14 protein-coding genes are annotated in these 17,396 nt (G+C 71.7%); 8 read left to right on the top strand and 6 right to left on the bottom strand.

The window, feature by feature from the left end; translation table 11 throughout:
* Nucleotides 1-132: 132 nt before the first annotated feature.
* The 8 genes from ACFYWM_RS30850 to ACFYWM_RS30815 all read left to right on the top strand — a co-directional run bounded on the left by ACFYWM_RS30850 (nucleotide 133) and on the right by ACFYWM_RS30815 (nucleotide 11,020).
* On the top strand, nucleotides 133-1,581 hold the full coding sequence (locus tag ACFYWM_RS30850) for an aldehyde dehydrogenase family protein (RefSeq protein ID WP_389920669.1): 1,449 nt from the start codon (nucleotides 133-135) through the stop codon (nucleotides 1,579-1,581).
* Nucleotides 1,578-3,320: a thiamine pyrophosphate-binding protein gene (locus ACFYWM_RS30845; protein WP_389920667.1), complete on the top strand. Its 1,743-nt coding sequence runs from the start codon at nucleotides 1,578-1,580 to the stop codon at nucleotides 3,318-3,320. The genes ACFYWM_RS30850 and ACFYWM_RS30845 overlap by 4 nt, the downstream gene beginning before the upstream one ends.
* 123 nt (nucleotides 3,321-3,443) lie before the next feature.
* The gene (locus tag ACFYWM_RS30840) at nucleotides 3,444-4,604 is read left to right on the top strand and encodes an ABC transporter substrate-binding protein (RefSeq protein ID WP_389920664.1); all 1,161 of its coding nucleotides are present in this window, start codon (nucleotides 3,444-3,446) and stop codon (nucleotides 4,602-4,604) included.
* A 1-nt stretch (nucleotide 4,605) separates the two neighbouring features.
* The gene (locus ACFYWM_RS30835) at nucleotides 4,606-5,475 is read left to right on the top strand and encodes a branched-chain amino acid ABC transporter permease (RefSeq protein ID WP_389920662.1); all 870 of its coding nucleotides are present in this window, start codon (nucleotides 4,606-4,608) and stop codon (nucleotides 5,473-5,475) included.
* A complete protein-coding gene (locus ACFYWM_RS30830) occupies nucleotides 5,472-7,268 on the top strand; it encodes an ATP-binding cassette domain-containing protein (RefSeq protein WP_389920659.1) in 1,797 nt (598 codons plus the stop codon). The genes ACFYWM_RS30835 and ACFYWM_RS30830 overlap by 4 nt, the downstream gene beginning before the upstream one ends.
* A complete protein-coding gene (locus tag ACFYWM_RS30825; RefSeq protein ID WP_389920657.1) occupies nucleotides 7,265-7,966 on the top strand; it encodes an ABC transporter ATP-binding protein in 702 nt (233 codons plus the stop codon). The genes ACFYWM_RS30830 and ACFYWM_RS30825 overlap by 4 nt, the downstream gene beginning before the upstream one ends.
* Complete coding sequence (locus tag ACFYWM_RS30820; RefSeq protein WP_389920655.1) at nucleotides 7,963-8,862, top strand: DMT family transporter; 900 nt, start codon at nucleotides 7,963-7,965, stop codon at nucleotides 8,860-8,862. Before ACFYWM_RS30825 ends, ACFYWM_RS30820 begins: the two co-directional genes overlap by 4 nt.
* Before the next feature lie 79 nt (nucleotides 8,863-8,941).
* Entirely contained in the window at nucleotides 8,942-11,020 is a 2,079-nt protein-coding gene (locus ACFYWM_RS30815; RefSeq protein ID WP_389920653.1) for a PQQ-binding-like beta-propeller repeat protein, read from the top strand.
* A 35-nt stretch (nucleotides 11,021-11,055) separates the two neighbouring features.
* Here ACFYWM_RS30815 and ACFYWM_RS30810 read toward each other — a convergent pair whose 3' ends face one another.
* From ACFYWM_RS30810 to aroQ, 6 genes are all read right to left on the bottom strand, one after another.
* A complete protein-coding gene (locus ACFYWM_RS30810; protein WP_389920650.1) occupies nucleotides 11,056-11,832 on the bottom strand; it encodes an N-acyl homoserine lactonase family protein in 777 nt (258 codons plus the stop codon).
* Nucleotides 11,829-13,136, bottom strand: a complete 1,308-nt coding sequence (locus tag ACFYWM_RS30805) for an MFS transporter (RefSeq protein ID WP_389920648.1) — start codon at nucleotides 13,134-13,136, stop codon at nucleotides 11,829-11,831. The genes ACFYWM_RS30810 and ACFYWM_RS30805 overlap by 4 nt, the downstream gene beginning before the upstream one ends.
* Nucleotides 13,137-13,339: 203 nt before the next feature.
* Nucleotides 13,340-14,065, bottom strand: coding sequence for a TetR family transcriptional regulator (locus ACFYWM_RS30800; protein ID WP_389920645.1), 726 nt, complete (start codon nucleotides 14,063-14,065; stop codon nucleotides 13,340-13,342).
* Complete coding sequence (locus ACFYWM_RS30795; RefSeq protein ID WP_389920642.1) at nucleotides 14,062-15,849, bottom strand: bifunctional sugar phosphate isomerase/epimerase/4-hydroxyphenylpyruvate dioxygenase family protein; 1,788 nt, start codon at nucleotides 15,847-15,849, stop codon at nucleotides 14,062-14,064. Before ACFYWM_RS30795 ends, ACFYWM_RS30800 begins: the two co-directional genes overlap by 4 nt.
* A gap of 135 nt (nucleotides 15,850-15,984) precedes the next feature.
* Complete coding sequence (locus ACFYWM_RS30790) at nucleotides 15,985-16,830, bottom strand: shikimate dehydrogenase (protein ID WP_389920640.1); 846 nt, start codon at nucleotides 16,828-16,830, stop codon at nucleotides 15,985-15,987.
* Complete coding sequence (gene aroQ, locus ACFYWM_RS30785) at nucleotides 16,830-17,267, bottom strand: type II 3-dehydroquinate dehydratase (protein ID WP_389920637.1); 438 nt, start codon at nucleotides 17,265-17,267, stop codon at nucleotides 16,830-16,832. The genes ACFYWM_RS30790 and aroQ overlap by 1 nt, the downstream gene beginning before the upstream one ends.
* Between the last annotated feature and the right edge of the window lie 129 nt (nucleotides 17,268-17,396).

Genomic DNA, 17,396 nt, shown 5'->3' with positions numbered 1-17,396 from the left:
CCGCGCAGCGGTCCATATGCACCACTATACGGATCCACTGCCCTCTTGCCAGAACCTTTACCCTCCTCATACCGTGAGGCAATCCACAGTGCGGTTCTTGAGAACCGTCAAGCGGATCTCTATGGAGATGACATGGACGCAGTCCAGGAAGTCGAATGCCTGATCGCCGGGAAGTGGCTGGGCGCGGGCCCCCGTTCCGACCGCGTCGGCCCCTACGTGCGGCGGGTCGTGAGCCGGGCCAGGCTCGCCGGTCCCGACGACGTCGCCACCGCGCTCGACTACGCGCGCCGGGGTGCCGGAGTGGTCGCGCGGCTCGCCCCGGCGACCCGCGCGACGATACTGGAGCGGGCCTCGGCCGCGGCCGGCGCCCGCGCCGAGGAGTTCGCCCGGCTGCTCGCCCTGGAGCTGGGCAAGCCGCTCAAGGACGGCCGCGGGGAGATGCTGCGGGTGGCCGACACGTTCGCGGTCGCGGCGGCCGAGGCCAGGGCGATCGGCGGCGAGGTCCTGCCCGTGGCGGGCTGGGCGCGCGGGGTGGGCAACACCGCGCTCACACAGCGCGCCCCGGCCGGCCCGGTGCTGGCGATCACGCCGTTCAACGCCCCGGCGAACCTGCTCGCCCACAAGCTGGCCGCCTCCTTCGCGGCCGGGAACACCACGGTCGTCAAGCCGCCGCCGCAGGCCCCGGCCGTCTCCACCGCCCTGGTCCGGCTGCTGCTGGAGGCCGGGATGCCGGAGGAGGCCGTCCAGGTCCTGCACGGGGGCGGGGACGTGGGCGCGCGGCTGTGCGCCGCGCCGGAGATCGCCGTGATCAGCTTCACCGGCGGCGTCACGGCCGGTGCCGCCGTCGCCCACGCCGCCGGGCCCAAGCGGGTGCTGCTGGAGCTCGGCGGCAACGCCGCCACCATCGTCTGCGAGGACGCCGACGTGGCGGAGGCGGCGCGTGTCTGCGCCCGTACCGGATACAGCAACTCCGGCCAGAGCTGCATCTCCGTCCAGCGCGTCTACGTGCAGCGCGCCCGGTTCGAGGAGTTCGCCCGGGCACTGACCGGCGAGGTGCGGGCGCTGAGGGTGGGCGACCCGCTCGACCCGGCGACCGACGTCGGCTCGATGGTGGACGACGAGGCCGCCGAGCGCGTGGCGCGCTGGGCCGGGGAGGCGGCGCGCGCCGGCGCGACGGTGACGACCGGTGGCACCCGGACGGGCGCGGTGATGGAGCCGACCGTGGTCGTCGCGCCGCCCGCCGACGCGCGGGTCGTCCGCGAGGAGGTCTTCGGCGCGCTCGTCGCCGTGCTCCCCTACGACGGCTTCGACGAGGTCGTCCAGGAGTGCAACCGCAGCAGCTACGGGCTGCAGGCCGGATTGTTCACCCATGACATACGCCGCGTCGTCACCGCCTGGCGCGAGCTGGAGGTCGGCGGCCTGGTCGTGAACGGCTCGTCCAACTTCCGCCTGGACCACCTCCCGTTCGGCGGCGTGAAGGACTCCGGCATCGGCCGCGAGTCGCCCCGCTGGATGATCGAGGACTTCACCGTGACCAAGACCCTGCTCCTTCGCGGGCTGACCATCTGGGGAGACCAGTGAGCGCCGACCATCTGGAAAGATCGGGAACCACCGTCGCGCACGCGCTCGTCGCCCAGCTCGAGGACCTCGGCGTCGAGTACGTCTTCGGCACCTGCGGGCACACCAATATCGCCGTGCTCGACGCGCTGGCCGACAGCCGTATCCGCTTCGTCATCGCCCGCCACGAGCAGGCGGCGGCGCACGCGGCCGACGGCTACGCCCGCGTCTCCGGAAAACCCGGCGTGCTGCTCGTGCACGTCGGGCCCGGCCTGACCAACGCGGCCACGGGGGTGATGACCGCCGCGCTCGACTCGGTGCCGATGGTGGTGATCTCCGGTGACATCCCGTCGTACTACCACGGCCGCCACCCGCACCAGGAGATCAACCTGCACGCCGACGCCGACCAGGCGTCGGTCTTCCGGCCCTTCGTCAAGCGCGCCTGGAACGTGCACCGGGCCCAGGACCTGGGCCGCTCCGTGGAGCGGGCCTTCTGGACGGCGACGTCGGGCAGGCCGGGGGCGGTGCTGGTCAACGTGCCGATGGACGTCCTCTCGCGGCCCGCGGCGCCGTACCCGCCGATCAGCCACGCCGCGCCGCCCGGCCTGCCCGCCGCGACGGCGGAGCGGATCGCCGAGGCGCTCGCGGGCGCCGAGCGGCCGCTGCTGTACGTCGGCGGCGGCCTGCGCGAGGACTCCGGGGCGCTGCTGGCGCTCGCCGAGCACCTGGACATCCCGATCGCGCACTCGCTGATGGCCAAGGGCACCGTCCCCGACGCCCACCCGCTGGTGCTGGGCATGCCGGGGTTCTGGGGGCTGGAGCTGACCAACGCCTACGCCAGGGAGGCCGACGTGGTGCTCGCGCTGGCCACCCGGTTCGCCGAGACCGACGCCAGCTCCTGGGACCCGCGCCACACCTGGACGCTCGGCGAGCGCGGCAGGCTGATCCAGATCGACATCGACCCGGCCGAGATCGGCCGCAACTACCCGGTCGAGATCGGCGCCGTCGCCGACGCCGGGCTCGCGGTGCGGGTGCTGGCCGAGGCCGTCCGGTCATATCCACAGGTGGAGCGGCCCGAGTTGCGCGAGCGCATCCGCGAGGCCAGGACGGAGCTGTTCGCCGGGAGCCGCGAGCGGGGCCGCAGCGACGCCTTCCCGCTGCGGCCCGAGCGCATCCTCGCCGACCTGCGCGACGCGCTGCCTCCCGGCGCGATCCTGGTGACCGACGTGGGCTGGAACAAGAACGGCGTCGCGCAGTGCTACGAGCTGCCGTCCGAGGGCCGCTTCATCGCCCCCGGCGGCGCCTCCACCATGGGGTTCGGCCCGGCCGCCGCCGTCGGCGTCCAGCTCGCCCGTCCCGACGGCGTGGTGGTCGCGCTCATCGGCGACGGCGGCATGGGGGCCCAGCTGCCCGCCCTGCCGATGGCCGTCGAGCTGGGGGTGCCGGTGATCTTCGTGGTGATGAACAACCGGGCGCACGGCACCATCTCCGACCTGCAGTCCGCGCACTTCGGCCGCAGCCACGGCTGCGACTTCACCGACCCCGCCGGGCTCCCCTACAGTCCCGACTTCGCGGCGCTGGCCGCCGCGTGCGGCGCCGACGGCCACGCCGTCACCACGCCGGGGGAGTTCGGGGCGGCCCTGCGGGCGGCGGTGGTCAACCGCCGGCCGGCGCTCATCGACGTGCCGATGGTGAACGAGCCCGTCCCGACCCCCGGGCACTGGAACATCAAGGACATCTATCAGGGCGTTTTCACCGACTGAAACCGTTGCCCGTTCGATATTTCCCCGGGTTTCGCCAGGCCGTATAACTAACGTACTAGTCCGTGCATTACGGGGCCGTGTCGATCACCGCACTTTCCTCCACCCCCCAATGAGGTGAAGCACTTGTTCTCCGCAAGAATCGCAAGGATCTCCGTTTCCGCCGCGGCGCTGACCGCGCTCGCCGCGCTCGCCGCCTGCTCCGCCCCCGGCCAGCAGGCCGCCCAGGAGGCGGACGCCACCGGGCCCATCAAGATCGCCAACATCAACGCGCAGAGCGGCCAGCTCAGCCCGCTCGGCCAGTGGGAGCACAAGGGCGTCAAGCTCGCCATCGACGAGGCCAACAAGGCGGGCGGCGTCAACGGGCGGCAGATCAAGCTCGACCTCTTCGACAGCCAGGGCGACCCCACCGTGGGCACCAACCTGGCCAGGAAGATCTCCAGCGAGGGATACATCGCGATGCTCGGCACCGCCGAGAGCGCGGTCACCCTGGCGATGGCCCCGATCCTCAAGGACGCCAAGATCCCGAACATCACCTCGGGACAGTCGCCCAAGCTCGCCGACCTCAAGAGCCCGTTCCTGTTCCTGAACGCGCCGACCAGCGTCACCTTCGACGAGACGCTCGCCAAGTACCTCGTCGACGACAAGGGCTACAAGAAGATCGCGCTGATCAGCAACAACGGCGCGTACGGCGCCGGCGAGCACGACGCGTTCCTGGCCGCGCTCAAGTCCAGGAACGTCACCGCGATCGCCGACGAGGTCGTCACCCCCGACCAGAAGGACTTCAACGCCAACCTCGCCAAGATCCGCGAGCAGGAGCCCGACGTGCTGTTCATCGGCGCCGAGGAGGTCCAGTCGGGCCTGATCGCCAAGCAGTCGCGCGAGCTGGGCCTGAAGGCGCTGTTCGCGGGCGGCGCGCCGATGGGCACCGACGTGTACGCCACCACCGCGGGCCTGGACAACGCCGAGGGCTCCGTCGTGAGCTCGCCGTACCTGAGCAACGAGGCCAGCGAGCCCATCAAGGCGTTCGCCGCCAAGTACAAGGCCGCCTACAACGAGGACGCCCGCATGCACGTCGCCAAGGCCTACGACGGCGCGTCGATCCTGATCGAGGCGCTCAAGCAGACCAAGGGCGCCGGCGGCCAGCCGCTCGCCGACGCCATCCGGGGCGTGAAGCGCGCCGGGCTGCTGGGCGACTACAACTACGACGAGTCCGGGGTAGGCATCCACGCCACCAAGATCGGCCTGGTCAAGGGCGGCACCGTCGTTCCCGAAGACGCGAGCTGACGTGCAGGTATTCCTTCAGACCCTGATCGGCGGGATCACGTTCGGAGCGGTGTACGCGCTGGTGGCGATGGGGTTCTCGATCGTCTACCAGACCATGGGGCTGGTCAACTTCGCGCACGGCAGCGTCGTGATGATCGGCGCGTACGCCGCCTCCACGTTCTACCTGGCCACCCAGCTGCCGTTCGCGATCGCGGTCACGGTGGCCATCGTGGTCACCGGCCTCATCGGCCTGATCATCGAACGCTTCCTGCGGCCGCTGGAGAACAAGGACTTCACGCTGATGCTGATCGGCACGATCGGCTTCGGCGCCGTCCTGGAGGCGGGCGCGGTACTCATCTGGGGGGCGACCGGGCACGCGGTCCCCTCCCCCATGCCGACCGAGCCGCTGGACCTGGGCGGGATCCGCATCCCCACCTACAGCCTGATGGTGATCGCCGTCGCGGCGACCGCCACCGGCCTGCTCGCGCTGTTCCTGCAGCGCACCAAGCGCGGCGCGGCCATGCAGGCGGTCGCGATGGACCACCAGGCGGCCACCGCGGTCGGCATCCACGTCGGCCGCAGCAACGCGATGGCCTTCGCGATCGGCGCGGGCCTGGCGGCGCTGGCGGGCAGCCTGATCGGGCCGATGCTGTACGTCAACCCGACCATGGGCGGCACGCTGGGCATCAAGGGGTTCGCCGCGGCGATGCTCGGCGGGTTCGGCAGCATGCCCGGCGCGATCGTCGGCGGCATGACCTTCGGGCTGCTGGACGCCTTCGCGGCCGGCAACTTCCAGGAGTACTCCGAGCTCGTCACGTTCCTGGTGTTCGCGGTCATCGTGATGATCCGCCCCACCGGCATCTTCGGGGAGACGACGGTGAACCGAGCATGAGACGTCTGGCATACCTCGTCCCCCTCGCGGTGGCCGCCTGGCTGCTGCCGTACGGGCTGGGCGGCTACTCCATGCACGTCGTGAACGTCGCGATCATCTTCGCGATCCTCGCCATCGGCCTGGGCCTGACGATGGGCGTGGCCGGGCAGATCAACCTGGCGCAGGTCGCCTTCTTCGGGGTCGGCGCCTACACCGTCGCCATCCTGTGCACGCGGGCGGGCTTCGGCTTCTGGAGCGCGGCGCTGCTCGCCCTGGTCGTGTCGGCGGTCTTCGGCGTGCTGGTGGGCGTCCCGGCGCTGCGGATGCAGTCGCACTATCTCGGCATCGTCACCCTCGGCCTGGCGCTCGCCTTCACCAACTGGGTCACCAACGCCCACATCGCGGGCCGCGCCGAGGGCATCAGCGACATCCCGGCGCCGGTATTGTTCGGGCTCGACCTATCCAGCGCGTACCTGTTCTACTACGTCGAGCTGGTGGTCTTCGCGATCTCGCTCGCGTTCGCGCTGTTCGTCACGCACTCCCCGCTCGGCCGCAGGCTGCGCGCGATGCGCGACGACGACCTGGCCGCGGGCGCGCTCGGCGCGGAGATCCCGTTGCTGCGCATGACCGCCTTCGTGCTGTCGGGCCTGTACGGCGGCCTGGCCGGTGTCCTGTACGCCGGGCTCATCCGCTTCGTGGCGCCGGAGTCGTTCAACATCGCCAACATGTTCCTGCTGCTCGCGATGGTGATCATCGGGGGGCGGGCCAGCATCCTCGGCTGCGTCGTCGGCGCCGTCGCGCTGGCCATGGTGCGCGAGGCGCTGCTGGACGCCTCGGCCTACGCCCAGCTCGGCTACGGCATCGTGGTGGTCCTCGTGGTGGTCTTCGCCCCCACCGGGCTGGCCGGGCTGCCCGGCAGGCTCCGCTCCCTGCTGCGGCGCCGCGACCAGGGAGCGCGGGCGCTGCTGCACCCCTTCCAGCCGTACGAGCGAACCGAGCGGGCGACACCGGGCGACGCCGTGCTGGAGGTCAAGGGCGTGACGATGCGCTTCAAGGGGCTCACCGCCCTCGACGACGTCTCCCTCACGGTCCCCGCCGGCGAGATCCGCGGCGTCGTCGGGCCCAACGGCTCGGGCAAGACGACGCTGTTCAACATCGTCAGCGGTTTCTACACGCCCAGCGCGGGCGCGGTGCGCCTGCACGGCGACGACGTGACCGGGGCGAGGCCCTACCGGCTCTCCCAGCGCGGGGTCGCCCGCACCTTCCAGAACCTGCGGCTGTTCGAGGACCTCGACGTCCGGGAGAACGTGCTGATCGGCCTCGACCGCACCAGGACCTCCTGGATCTGGCGCTACCTGGCGCTGCCCTGGAAGGTGTTCGGCTACGAGCGGGCGCTCGGGGCGCGCGCCGACGAGATCATGGCCAGGTTCGGGCTGACGGACTACGCCACGGCCGTGCCGCGCTCGCTGCCGTACGGGATCCAGCGCCGCATCGAGATGGCCCGCGCGATGGCGATGTCGCCGTCGCTGCTGCTGCTCGACGAGCCCGCCGCGGGGCTGAACGGCGAGGAGGTGCGCCAGCTCGGCGACATCGTCCGCTCCATCAGGGACTCCGGCGTCACCGTGGTGGTGATCGAGCACAACATGGGGCTGGTCATGTCGCTGTGCGACCACGTCACCGTGCTGTCCGGCGGCAAGGTGATCGCCGACGGCACCCCGGCCGAGGTCGCGGTCGCCCCGGCCGTCGTGCAGGCCTACCTCGGCGACTCCATGGCCGCCCCCACCGAGTCCGCCGTCGAGGAGGCGACCCGATGACGACCCTCACCGTCGAGAACCTGTCGGTCCACTACGGCGGGGTCCGCGCCGCCCACGGCGTGAGCTTCACCGTCGAGCCGGGGCAGGCGCTGGGCATCATCGGCGCCAACGGCGCGGGCAAGTCCTCCACCCTCAAGGCCGTGATGGGCCTGGCGCCCCGCCAGGCCACGGCGATCCGCTTCGGCGAGCACGACCTGCTGCGCGCCGCGCCGCACACCCTGGTGCGGCACGGCCTCGGCTACGTCCCCGAGGGCAGGCACGTCTTCCCCGGGCTCACCGTGGAGAAGAACCTGCTGCTGGGCGCCTACACCAGCAGCTGGAAGAGCACGCCCATCGACGAGGTGTTCGAGCTCTTCCCGGTCCTCGCCGAGATGCGCCACCGGCTGGCCGGAGCGCTGTCCGGCGGGCAGCAGCAGATGCTGGCCGTCGGGCGGGCGCTGATGTGCCGGCCCAAGATGATGCTGCTCGACGAGCCGTCGATGGGCCTGTCGCCGATCCTGGTGGCGGAGATCGCCGGTGTCCTCAAGCGGCTCAACGCCGACGGGCTCGCCATCCTGCTGGTCGAGCAGAACGCCAAGCTCACCTTCGACGTCACCACCACCTGCCTGGTGATGGAGAACGGGGAGATCGCCGCCACCGGCACCTCGGCCGAGCTTCGTGACGACCCCCAGGTGCGGCGTATCTACCTGGGCCTGTGACGGCCCGTTCGGGGGCGCTGCTGGCCGTGTGCGCGGCCCTGTTCGGGCTGTCGTTCGTCCTCACCCGGTCGGCGGTCGGCGCGCTCGGCCCGGTCGGCGTCAGCGCGGCCCGCGCCGCGCTGGGCGGCTGCGTGCTGCTCGCGGTGCTGCTCGCGCGGGGCGAGCGGCTGCGCGGGCCGCCCGGCCGGTTCCTGGTGCTGGGCGCGCTGTCGGCCGCGCTGCCGTTCCTGCTGCTGTCGCTGGCGATGACGACCATGAACGCGGGCACCGCCGCGGTGCTCAACTCGGTGAGCCCGCTGTTCGCGCTCGCCGTCGAGGTGGCGGCGGGCCGGGACCGGTTCACCGCGCTGAAGCTGGCCGGGCTCGCCGTCGGGGCGGGCGGGGTGACGCTGGTGATGGCCGAGCGCGGCCTGGACGTCGGTCCCGGCGGCTGGGCCGGCGTGCTCGCGGGGCTGGCGGGCGCGGCGGTGTTCGCCTACGGCGCGAGCTACGCGGCCCGGCACTTCCGGGACACGCCGCCCCTCGTGGTGGCCACCGGCCAGCAGCTCGGCGCCGCCGTCCTGCTGCTCCCGCTGGTGGCCGTCTTCCCGCCACCGGGCCCGGTCACGCCATCGGTGGTCGCCGTGGTGGCCGGGCTGGGCGTCCTGGGCAGCGGGGTGGCGTACCTGCTGTTCTACCGGTTGATCGACCGCCTGGGCCCGGCGAGGACCGCCACGGTGAACCTGCTCGTGCCGATCTCGGGCGTGCTGTGGGGCCTGGTGCTGCTCGGCGAGCCGATCTCACCGCCGAGCGTGCTCGGCATGGCGGCGATCCTGGTGGGCCTGCGCTGGGTGCTCGCCCCCTCCGGTCCGCCTGGTGGAACGCATGATCCACACATCGGCCCGAAAGGTTATTGACCCCGCCATGGGCGAGATCTATCGTGCGTCCATCACTCGGAACTATCAATCCACCTGGTGGACTAGTGAGAGGATGATCATGATTCGTCGCAGAGAGCTGCTCATGGCCGCCGCCGCCGCTACCGTGCTCGCCCCGGCCGGCCAGGCCGGTCAGGCCGCAGCGGCCACCCGCAGGGGCGACACCGACTTCCCGAAGATCGGCGGGAACCTGGCGAACCAGAACCACAGCGGGCTGCGCGACCTGAACCGGGGCAACATCAGACGGTTACGGGCCGCCTGGGTCAACAACATCGAGGGCGGCCTCATGGCGGGCAACAGCCAGAGCACCCCCGTGGCCGTGGACGGCGTGCTCTACATCGAGTCGGCCCTGGGCAACGTCACCGCGGTGGACGGCCGTACCGGCGCCGTGAAATGGAAGTACCTGCAGACCCGGGGGGCGGTCACCCGGCGCGGCGTCGCGGTCGGCGCGGGCCGGGTCTACACCTGCGCCAACGACAACTGGATCGTCGCCCTCGACCAGCGCACCGGCCAGGTGGTCTGGGAGCGGCAGCACAACGGGTACGGCAACCTGGAGAAGGTCGCGGTCACCTACCACGACGGCATGCTGTACTGCGGCACCAACGACGGCCCGCGCGGCGCCGCGCTCGCCTTCGACGCCGCGACCGGCGACCTGCTCTGGCACTTCTGGGGCACCCCCGGGCCCGGCGAGTTCGGCAACGACACCTGGGAGGGCGACTCCTGGCAGACCGGCGGCGCCACCCCGTGGATGCACTGCGCCATCGACCCGGACCTGCGCCTGGTCTACTGGACGTTCGGCAACGCCAGGGGCGCCCGCTCCTCCCAGGACGGCTCCGAGCGCGGCGGCCAGAACCTGTTCGCCAACTCGATCGTGGCGATGGACCTGAAGACCGGCGCCTACCGCTGGCACTTCCAGTCCATCCACCACGACATCTGGGACATGGACAACGTCATGGCTCCCGTCCTGGTCGACGCGCGCGTCCGCGGCCGGACCCGCAAGCTCGTCGTCTACGGCAGCAAGACCGGCATGTACTACATCCTCGACCGGGCCGACGGCTCGGCCCCGCTGGGCATCGACGAGGTGCCCGTCCCCCAGGAGCCCCGGCAGAAGACCTGGCCGACCCAGCCCTTCCCCCGCCAGGGCGGCTGGACCGAGCTGACTCCCGTACGGCAGCCGCTGGGCACCGAGGTCCCCGGCCTCCCGCACCGCGCCGTGCCGAACTATCAGGTCGGCTCCCTGTTCACCCCGCACTGGGACGTGCCGATCCTCACCATCCCCGGCCACGGCGGCGGCGCCGACTGGAACCACCAGTCCTACAGCCACAGCACCCGGCTGGTGTACACCGGCTTCGGCTACGTCGCGGCGGCGCACTCGCTGACCGAGCCGTCCAACGGGCTGCGGCCGCCGGGCGAGTACATGACCGGCGGGGTGGTGGCCGTGGACCCGAGCACCAACCGGGTCCGGTGGAAGCGGAACATGCCCTACTCGCTGGCGCACGGCAACGGCATCCTCACCACGGCCTCCGACCTGCTGTTCATCGGGCAGCCCGACGGCAACCTGCTCTGCCTGGACGCCAGGGACGGCCGCGAGCTGTGGCGCTGGCAGACCGGCGCCGCCGTCAGCAGCAGCCCGATCTCCTACGAGATCGACGGGGAGCAGTACGTCGCCGTCTACGCGGGCGGCACCAGCATCCCCTACGGCGACTCGGCCACCCGGGGCGACCACCTGTGGGCCTTCAAACTGGGCGGCACCGTGCCCCCCGCGGCCGCCCCGCCCGCGCCGGTGGTCCGGCGGCCGGTCTCCGGCGGCCCGGTCGACGGGAGCGCCGTGAACGACACCGTCGTGCTCGCCCGCACCTACAACGCCGCCACCGGCCAGGTCGGCACCGTCGAGTCCGCGGCGGTGAACGCGATGGCCCCCACCCACCTGCGGGTTCCGGTCGGCACCACGGTCACCTTCGTCAACCCCGCGGACAACGTCAACGTCCACGGGGCCACCCAGTTCTTCGAGGGATTGTTCGACGTCAGGCTCGCGCCGGGCGAGTCGTTCCGGTACACCTTCGACCGGCCGGGCGAGTTCTTCTTCAACGACCCGTTCAGCGCCCGCCCCACCGGCAAGATCGAGGTCCTGCCCCGGTAGGACGAGCGGGCGGCGCCCACGGGGGCGCCGCCCGCTCAGCCGGAGATCACCGCGACATCGGGCCCCAGCCTCGGGAAGCGCTCCAGCACCTCCGGGTCGTGACCGGCGACCACGAGGTGCGGCCCGCCGGCCAGCCGCCCGATCCTGTCGAAGGCGCCGTACATCCCGGTCATGCTGTGCAGGATCGGGAAGGGCCGGTCGTCCTCCAGGTTCTCGTAGAAGTGGGCGGCGTCGGAGGCCAGGACGACGGCGCCGCGCGCGGTGTCGACCCGCACCACCTGCATGCCCGCGGTGTGCCCGCCGACCAGGTGGACGCTCAGGCCGGGCACGACCTCGGCGTCGCCGTCCACCAGCGTCACGCGCCCGTCCTCGCGGGCGGCCAGCAGGTGGGCCAGGTCGTCGTCGTTCAGCAGCCAGCGTTCCCGCGCGACGCGGTCCGCCCAGGGCCCGGTCCAGTAGTCGAGCTCCGCCCGCTGCAGCACGTAGCGGGCGGAGGTGAACTCGCGGGCGGTGCCGGTGTGGTCGTAGTGCAGGTGGGTCAGCACCACGTGGCCGACGGACTCCGCGGGCACGCCCAGCGCGGCCACGGCCTCCACCGGCGAGACGCGGTAGTCCAGCCCCTCGACGCCCTGGGCGCGCGAGCGGCCGATGCCGGTGTCGACGACGACGGTGTGCTCCTCGGAGACCGCGAGCCACACGTAGTACGAGGTGGGGTGCGGCTCCCCCGCGCGGGCGTCGTGGCCGTGGAAGTGCTCCCCGCGCCGGGCGTCGCGCACGGCGTAGCGGAGGGCGTGGACGCGGAACTCGTTCAAACCTTCACCGGCTTCGCGTGCTTGAGGCCGAGCTGCTCGGTGGGGACCCGGTAGGTCTCCCGGCCGGTCGCCACCGCGGCCACGTTGACGAGGCACAGCACCGCCACGATGACCGACACGCCGAACCAGCTCTCCTTGCCCGTGCCCGCCAGCGCGGTGGCCACCGTCGGCGCGAAGCCGGCGATCGCGAAACCGATCTGGGTGCCGACCGCCATGCCGGACAGCCGCACCCTGGTGGTGAACATCTCGCCGTAGAAGGAGGGCCAGACCGCGCTGGTGGCGCTGTGCACGACGCCGAACATCGCGATGCCCAGCACGAAGATCAGCGCGTAGCTGCCGGTGGAGATCGACCACAGGTAGGCGAACATCAGCACCGCGCAGCCCAGCGACCCGCCGATGAAGACCGGCTTGCGGCCGACCCTGTCCGACAGGATGCCCCACAGCGGGATGGTGATCACCGCGGCGACGTTGGCCAGGACGCCCACCCACAGCATGGGCCCGCGCTCCAGCCCAATGGTGTTGACCGCGTACGACAGGGCGTGGACGGTGAAGATCGTGCTCACCGAGGCGATGACCGCGGCCACGACCACCCGCAGCACGTCCTTCCAGTGCTCGCGGAAGAGCACGGCCAGCGGGAGCTTGGCCACGGCGTTGGAGGCGACCTCCTGCTCGAACACGGGCGTCTCCTCCAGGGTGCGCCGGATGACCAGCCCGACCACGGCCACCACGATGCTCAGCCAGAACGGTACCCGCCAGCCCCAGCTCAGCAGCTGCTCCTCGGGCAGCGCGGCGATCGGCAGGAAGATCGCGGTGGCGATGATCTGCCCGGCCTGGGTGCCGTTGAGGGTGAAGCTGGTGTAGAAGGCCCGCCGTCCCTCGGGGGCGTGTTCGAGCGTCATGGAGTTGGCGCCCGCCTGCTCGCCGGAGACGGAGAAGCCCTGCAGCAGGCGCAGCAGCACGAGCAGGATCGGCGCGAGCACGCCGACCTCGTCGTAGGTGGGCAGGCACCCGACCAGGAACGTCGAAACGCCCATCATCACCAGGGTGATGACCAGCACCTTCTTGCGGCCGAACCTGTCACCCACGTGCCCGAGGACGAAGGCGCCCACCGGCCTGGCCAGGTAGCCGACGCCGAAGGTGGCCAGCGCGAGGAGCGTGCCCGTCGCGGGCGAGGACTCCGGGAAGAAGATCTTGCTGAAGACCAGCGCGGCCGCGGTGCCGTAGATGAAGAAGTCGTAGTACTCCAAGGCACTGCCGATCCAGGCCGCCGCGGCCGCCTTGCGGGGTTTACCCTGCACTGTCACGGGTGCTCCTCATGCTGGGAGATAGGGGGATGCGCGATGGCAGGAAACTAACTCACTGGTTCGTACATTACAAGGGTGTTGCCAATCGGTTACCCGCTTCGATTCGCGCCCGTTCCCGCTCGACCGCTCTCGTTCCCCGCTTGCGTTTTCGTTCCCGCTCTCGCCCGCGTCGGCGGCGACCGGGCACGGACGCCGCTACGCGGTCACGCCGAGGGAGCCGGAGCTGAGGGAGCCGGAGCCGAGCGCCTCTCCCCGTCTCCGCCGCCTCCGCCGCCGCTCTCCCCGCCCTCTCCGCGCAGGTAGCCGACGACCATCTCGCCGACCATCCGGCGCAGCCTGGCCCGGTGCTCGGGCGCGGTCATGTCGCGGCCGAACAGCGCGCCGAACGTGTGCTGGTTGGCCACCCGGAAGAAGCAGAACGAACTGATCATCATGTGCACGTCGATGGCGTCGGCCTCGGTGACGAAGTCACCGGACTCCTGGCCCGCGTCGAGGATGCGCTCGATGAGGTCGAGCACCGGGGTGGCGAGACCGGCCAGCGCCTGCGACTTGCGGATGTGCTCGGCCTGGTGGATGTTCTCGATGGCGACGAGCTGGATGAAGTCGCGGTGCGCGTCGTGGTGGTCGAAGGTCAGCTGGGCCAGCGTGCGGATCGCCTCGACCGGGGCCAGGTGCTCGACGTCGACCGTGCGCTCGGCCGCGCGGACCTCCGCGTACGCCTTCTCCAGCACCGCGATGTAGAGCCGCTCCTTGCTGCCGTAGTAGTAGTAGATCATGCGCTTGGTGGTGCGCATCCGGGCGGCTATCTCGTCGACCCGCGCACCGGCGTAGCCGTGGCGCGCGAACTCCTGCTGGGCGACCTTGAGGATCTCCGCCCTGGTGCGGTCAGCGTCCCGCTGGCGTTCGGTGGTGGCGGGCTGCGAGGTCATTGGCCCATCTTAAGACGGCCCGCGTGCTGTACGGCGAGCCGGATCGGGGCGTTGACCGCGCCGTAGCCCCGGTAGCCGCCGACGCGCTGGACGATCTCGAAGAAGACGCGTCCCACGGTGACCGTGTACATGTGCAGGAACTCGCCGTGCTCGTCCCTGTCGTACAGCACGCCCAGCCGTCGCAGCTCGGGATCGACGTCATGGCGGTCCTCCAGGTCGTCGTAGTAGTTGTCCGGGATGGGCAGCAGCAGTTCCGGGTGTTCGGCGCGCAGCCTGCGGGCGACGGCCGGCAGGTCGTCGCTGGCCAGGGCGACGTGCTGCCACGGCGTGTCGCCCGCGCCGACCTGGGCGATGTTGAGCACCATCCGCACCTGTTCGGCGGCCCCGGCCGTCGCACTCGTCTCGCCCGCGCCGGACGCCGGGGTCGTGGACATCGCCCTGCTGCGCAGCAGGCCGTAGGGGTCGGGCAGCTCCAGGCTCTCCTGCGGGTGCAGGCCCAGCACGCTGCCGTAGAACAGCGCGGCCTCGTCGAAGTGGTGCCAGGGCTGGGTGAGCGCCACGTGGTCGATGTGGGTGATCTGCCCGGGGACGGGCTCGGCCGTTCCGGCAGCGCCGAAGTCGCCGAGCCAGGCGGTGTCGCAGAAGAAGAGCGCGGTGCCGTCCGGGGCGGCGATCGCGTCCAGCGCGACGTCCTGCGGGGCGCGCTCTCGCGGGAGCACCGGCGCCAGCAGCGTCTCGGCGTGTTTGACGGCCCGCGCCGGGTCGGGACTGTCCAGGCCGATGGCGACCAGGGCGGGGTCGGCCCCGGTGGCGTTGAGCAGCATCCGGGCCTCGCCCTGGGTCCACAGCTCGACCGGTTTGCCGGCGTGGGAGCCGGTACGGACGAAACCGAGCGCGTCCAGCACGCCGCTCAGGGAGCCGGCGTCGGCGAGCTCGGCGAAGGCGAAGCCGGTGGGCACCGCGGGGTGCGCGGCGCCGTGCAGGGTCTGCTCCAGGGCGATGAGCGAGCGCATGCCGTCGCGGGCGGTACGGGCGGTGTCGGCCTGGCGGAAATGGTCGTTGAACACCTCCAGCGACAGCGGCCCGGTGTACCCGGCGTTCAGCACGTGCTGGACCAGGCCGGTGACGTTCAGGGTGCCCTGGCCGGGAAAGCAGCGGTAGTGACGGCTCCACTGCAGCACGTCCATGGCCAGCAACGGCGCGTCGGCGAGCTGCAGGAAGAAGATCTTCTCGCCGGGGATGGCCTCGATGCCGATCGGGTCGGAGCCGCGCGACAGGATGTGGAAGCTGTCCAGGCAGGTGCCCAGGTTGGGGTGGTCGGCCATCCGGACGATCCGCCAGGCGTGCAGGTACTCGTTGACGTGCCGGCCCCAGGCCAGCGCCTCGTAGGCGATCCGGATGCCGTGTTCGGCGGCCCGCTCGGCGAGCCTCCGCAGCTGCTCGGCGGCGAGGGCGTCGTCGCCGATCGCGGCGGGCGAGACGTTCGAGCAGACCAGCAGCAGGTCCGCGCCGAGGCGCTCCATCACCCGGAACTTGCGCTCGGCCCGCTCCAGGTTCGCCGCCAGCACGGGGGCGGGTACGGCCTCGAAGTCGCGGAACGGCTGGTAGAGGTCGATGCCGAGACCCAGGTCCGCGGCGCGGGCGCGGATCTCCTCGGGTGAGTACGGGCAGACGAGCAGGTCGTTCTCGAAGATCTCCACACCGTCGAACCCGGCGGCGGCGATCGCGACGAGCTTCTCGGTGAGGGTGCCGCTGATGGAGACGGTGGCGATGGAGGTGCGCATGGCTCCCTCTCGGGTGGTGACCGGATCGATCGGGTGAGCGGGTTCTCGGGTCGTAGCCTCGGATCGTGCCCTCGGGTCGTGCCGGGGTCGGGTGGACGGGATCTCAGGTCGTGCCGGGGCCGGGCGGGCGGGTGCTCAGGTGGCGACCAGGTCGGTCAGGTGGGCGAGCATCCGTTCGCTGTCCGGGGTGCGGCCGGTGAAGAGGCGGAAGGCGTGGGCGGCCTGGAAGACGACCATCCCCCCGCCGTCGAGCGTCCGGCAGCCCAGCGCGCGGGCCTGCTTGAGCAGCTCGGTCTCCAGCGGCCGGTAGACGATGTCGGCCACCCACAGGCCGGGACGGAGCAGCTCGGCCGGTAGCGGCAGGCCGGGATGGAGCGCCATGCCGGTGGGGGTGGCGTGCGCCAGGCCGTCGGCGTGGGCGAGCAGTTCGGGCAGCTCGTCCCGGGTGGCGGGGCGGGCGCGTCCGGGCCCGAAGCGGTCGCCCAGCCGGCCGGCCAGCGCCGTCGCCCGCGCGGGGTCGGCGTCCACGATCGTGACGTGACCGGCGCCCATGGTGAGCAGCGCGTGCGCGATCGCCGCCCCCGCGCCTCCCGCGCCGAGCTGGACGACGCGCCGGGTGGGCGCGTCCGGCAGGCCACGCTCGAACGACTCGGCGAAGCCCGTCCAGTCGGTGTTGTGACCGACGGCCCGCCTGCCGTCGAAGACGACCGTGTTGACCGCGCCCAGCATGCGGGCGTCCGCCGACAGCTCGTCCAGGTGCGGGATGACGGCCTGCTTGCACGGGTGGGTGATGTTGAGCCCGTCGTAGCCGAACCGGCGGGCCGTACGGACCAGCTCCCCCACGTCGTGCCCCAGGCTGTCGGTGTCGAGCAGCCGGTAGACGTAGCGCAGCCCGTGGTGGGCGGCCTCGCGCTCGTGCAGCGGCGGGCTGAGCGAGGGGCCGATGCCCGAGCCGATCAACCCGGTCAGGTACGAGGCCATCAGTTCTCCCTCTTCAGCAGGTGCGCCAGGTGTGTCAGCGCGAGGACGTACCCGTGCGCCCCGGCGCCGCAGATCACGACGTCGGCGACCTCGGAGACGAACGACGTGTGCCGGTAGGGCTCACGCCGGTGGATGTTGGTGAGATGGACCTCGACGGTGGGCAGGGCGACGGCCGCCAGCGCGTCGCGCAGGGCGACGGAGGTGTGCGTGTAGCCGCCCGCGTTGATCACGATCGCGGCCGGGCCCGGTTCGTGGACGGCGTCGATCAGCGCGCCCTCGTGGTTGCTCTGCCGGAAGTCCACCTCGAACCCGAGCGCGGCGCCGGCGCGGTGGCACTGCGCCCGGACGTCGGCGAGCGTCGCGCCACCGTAGAGGTGCGGCTCTCGGCGGCCGAGGAGGTTGAGGTTGGGCCCGTTGAGGACCAGGACGCTGGACATCGTTCTCCAATGTACGTACTAGTACGTTAGCTGGCTAGACAGGGGCGCGGACCGGGCCGGAGCGACCACGTGACAGGCGGTGGGGACGCCCCTCCCGCTCCCGTCTCACCGCATGTACGAACTAGTGAG

Source organism: Streptosporangium sp. NPDC002721, from assembly GCF_042888905.1.
Lineage (GTDB): Bacteria > Actinomycetota > Actinomycetes > Streptosporangiales > Streptosporangiaceae > Streptosporangium.
The sequence above is the reverse complement of the archived record's forward strand: the minus strand, read 5'-3'. Positions and strand labels throughout refer to the sequence as shown.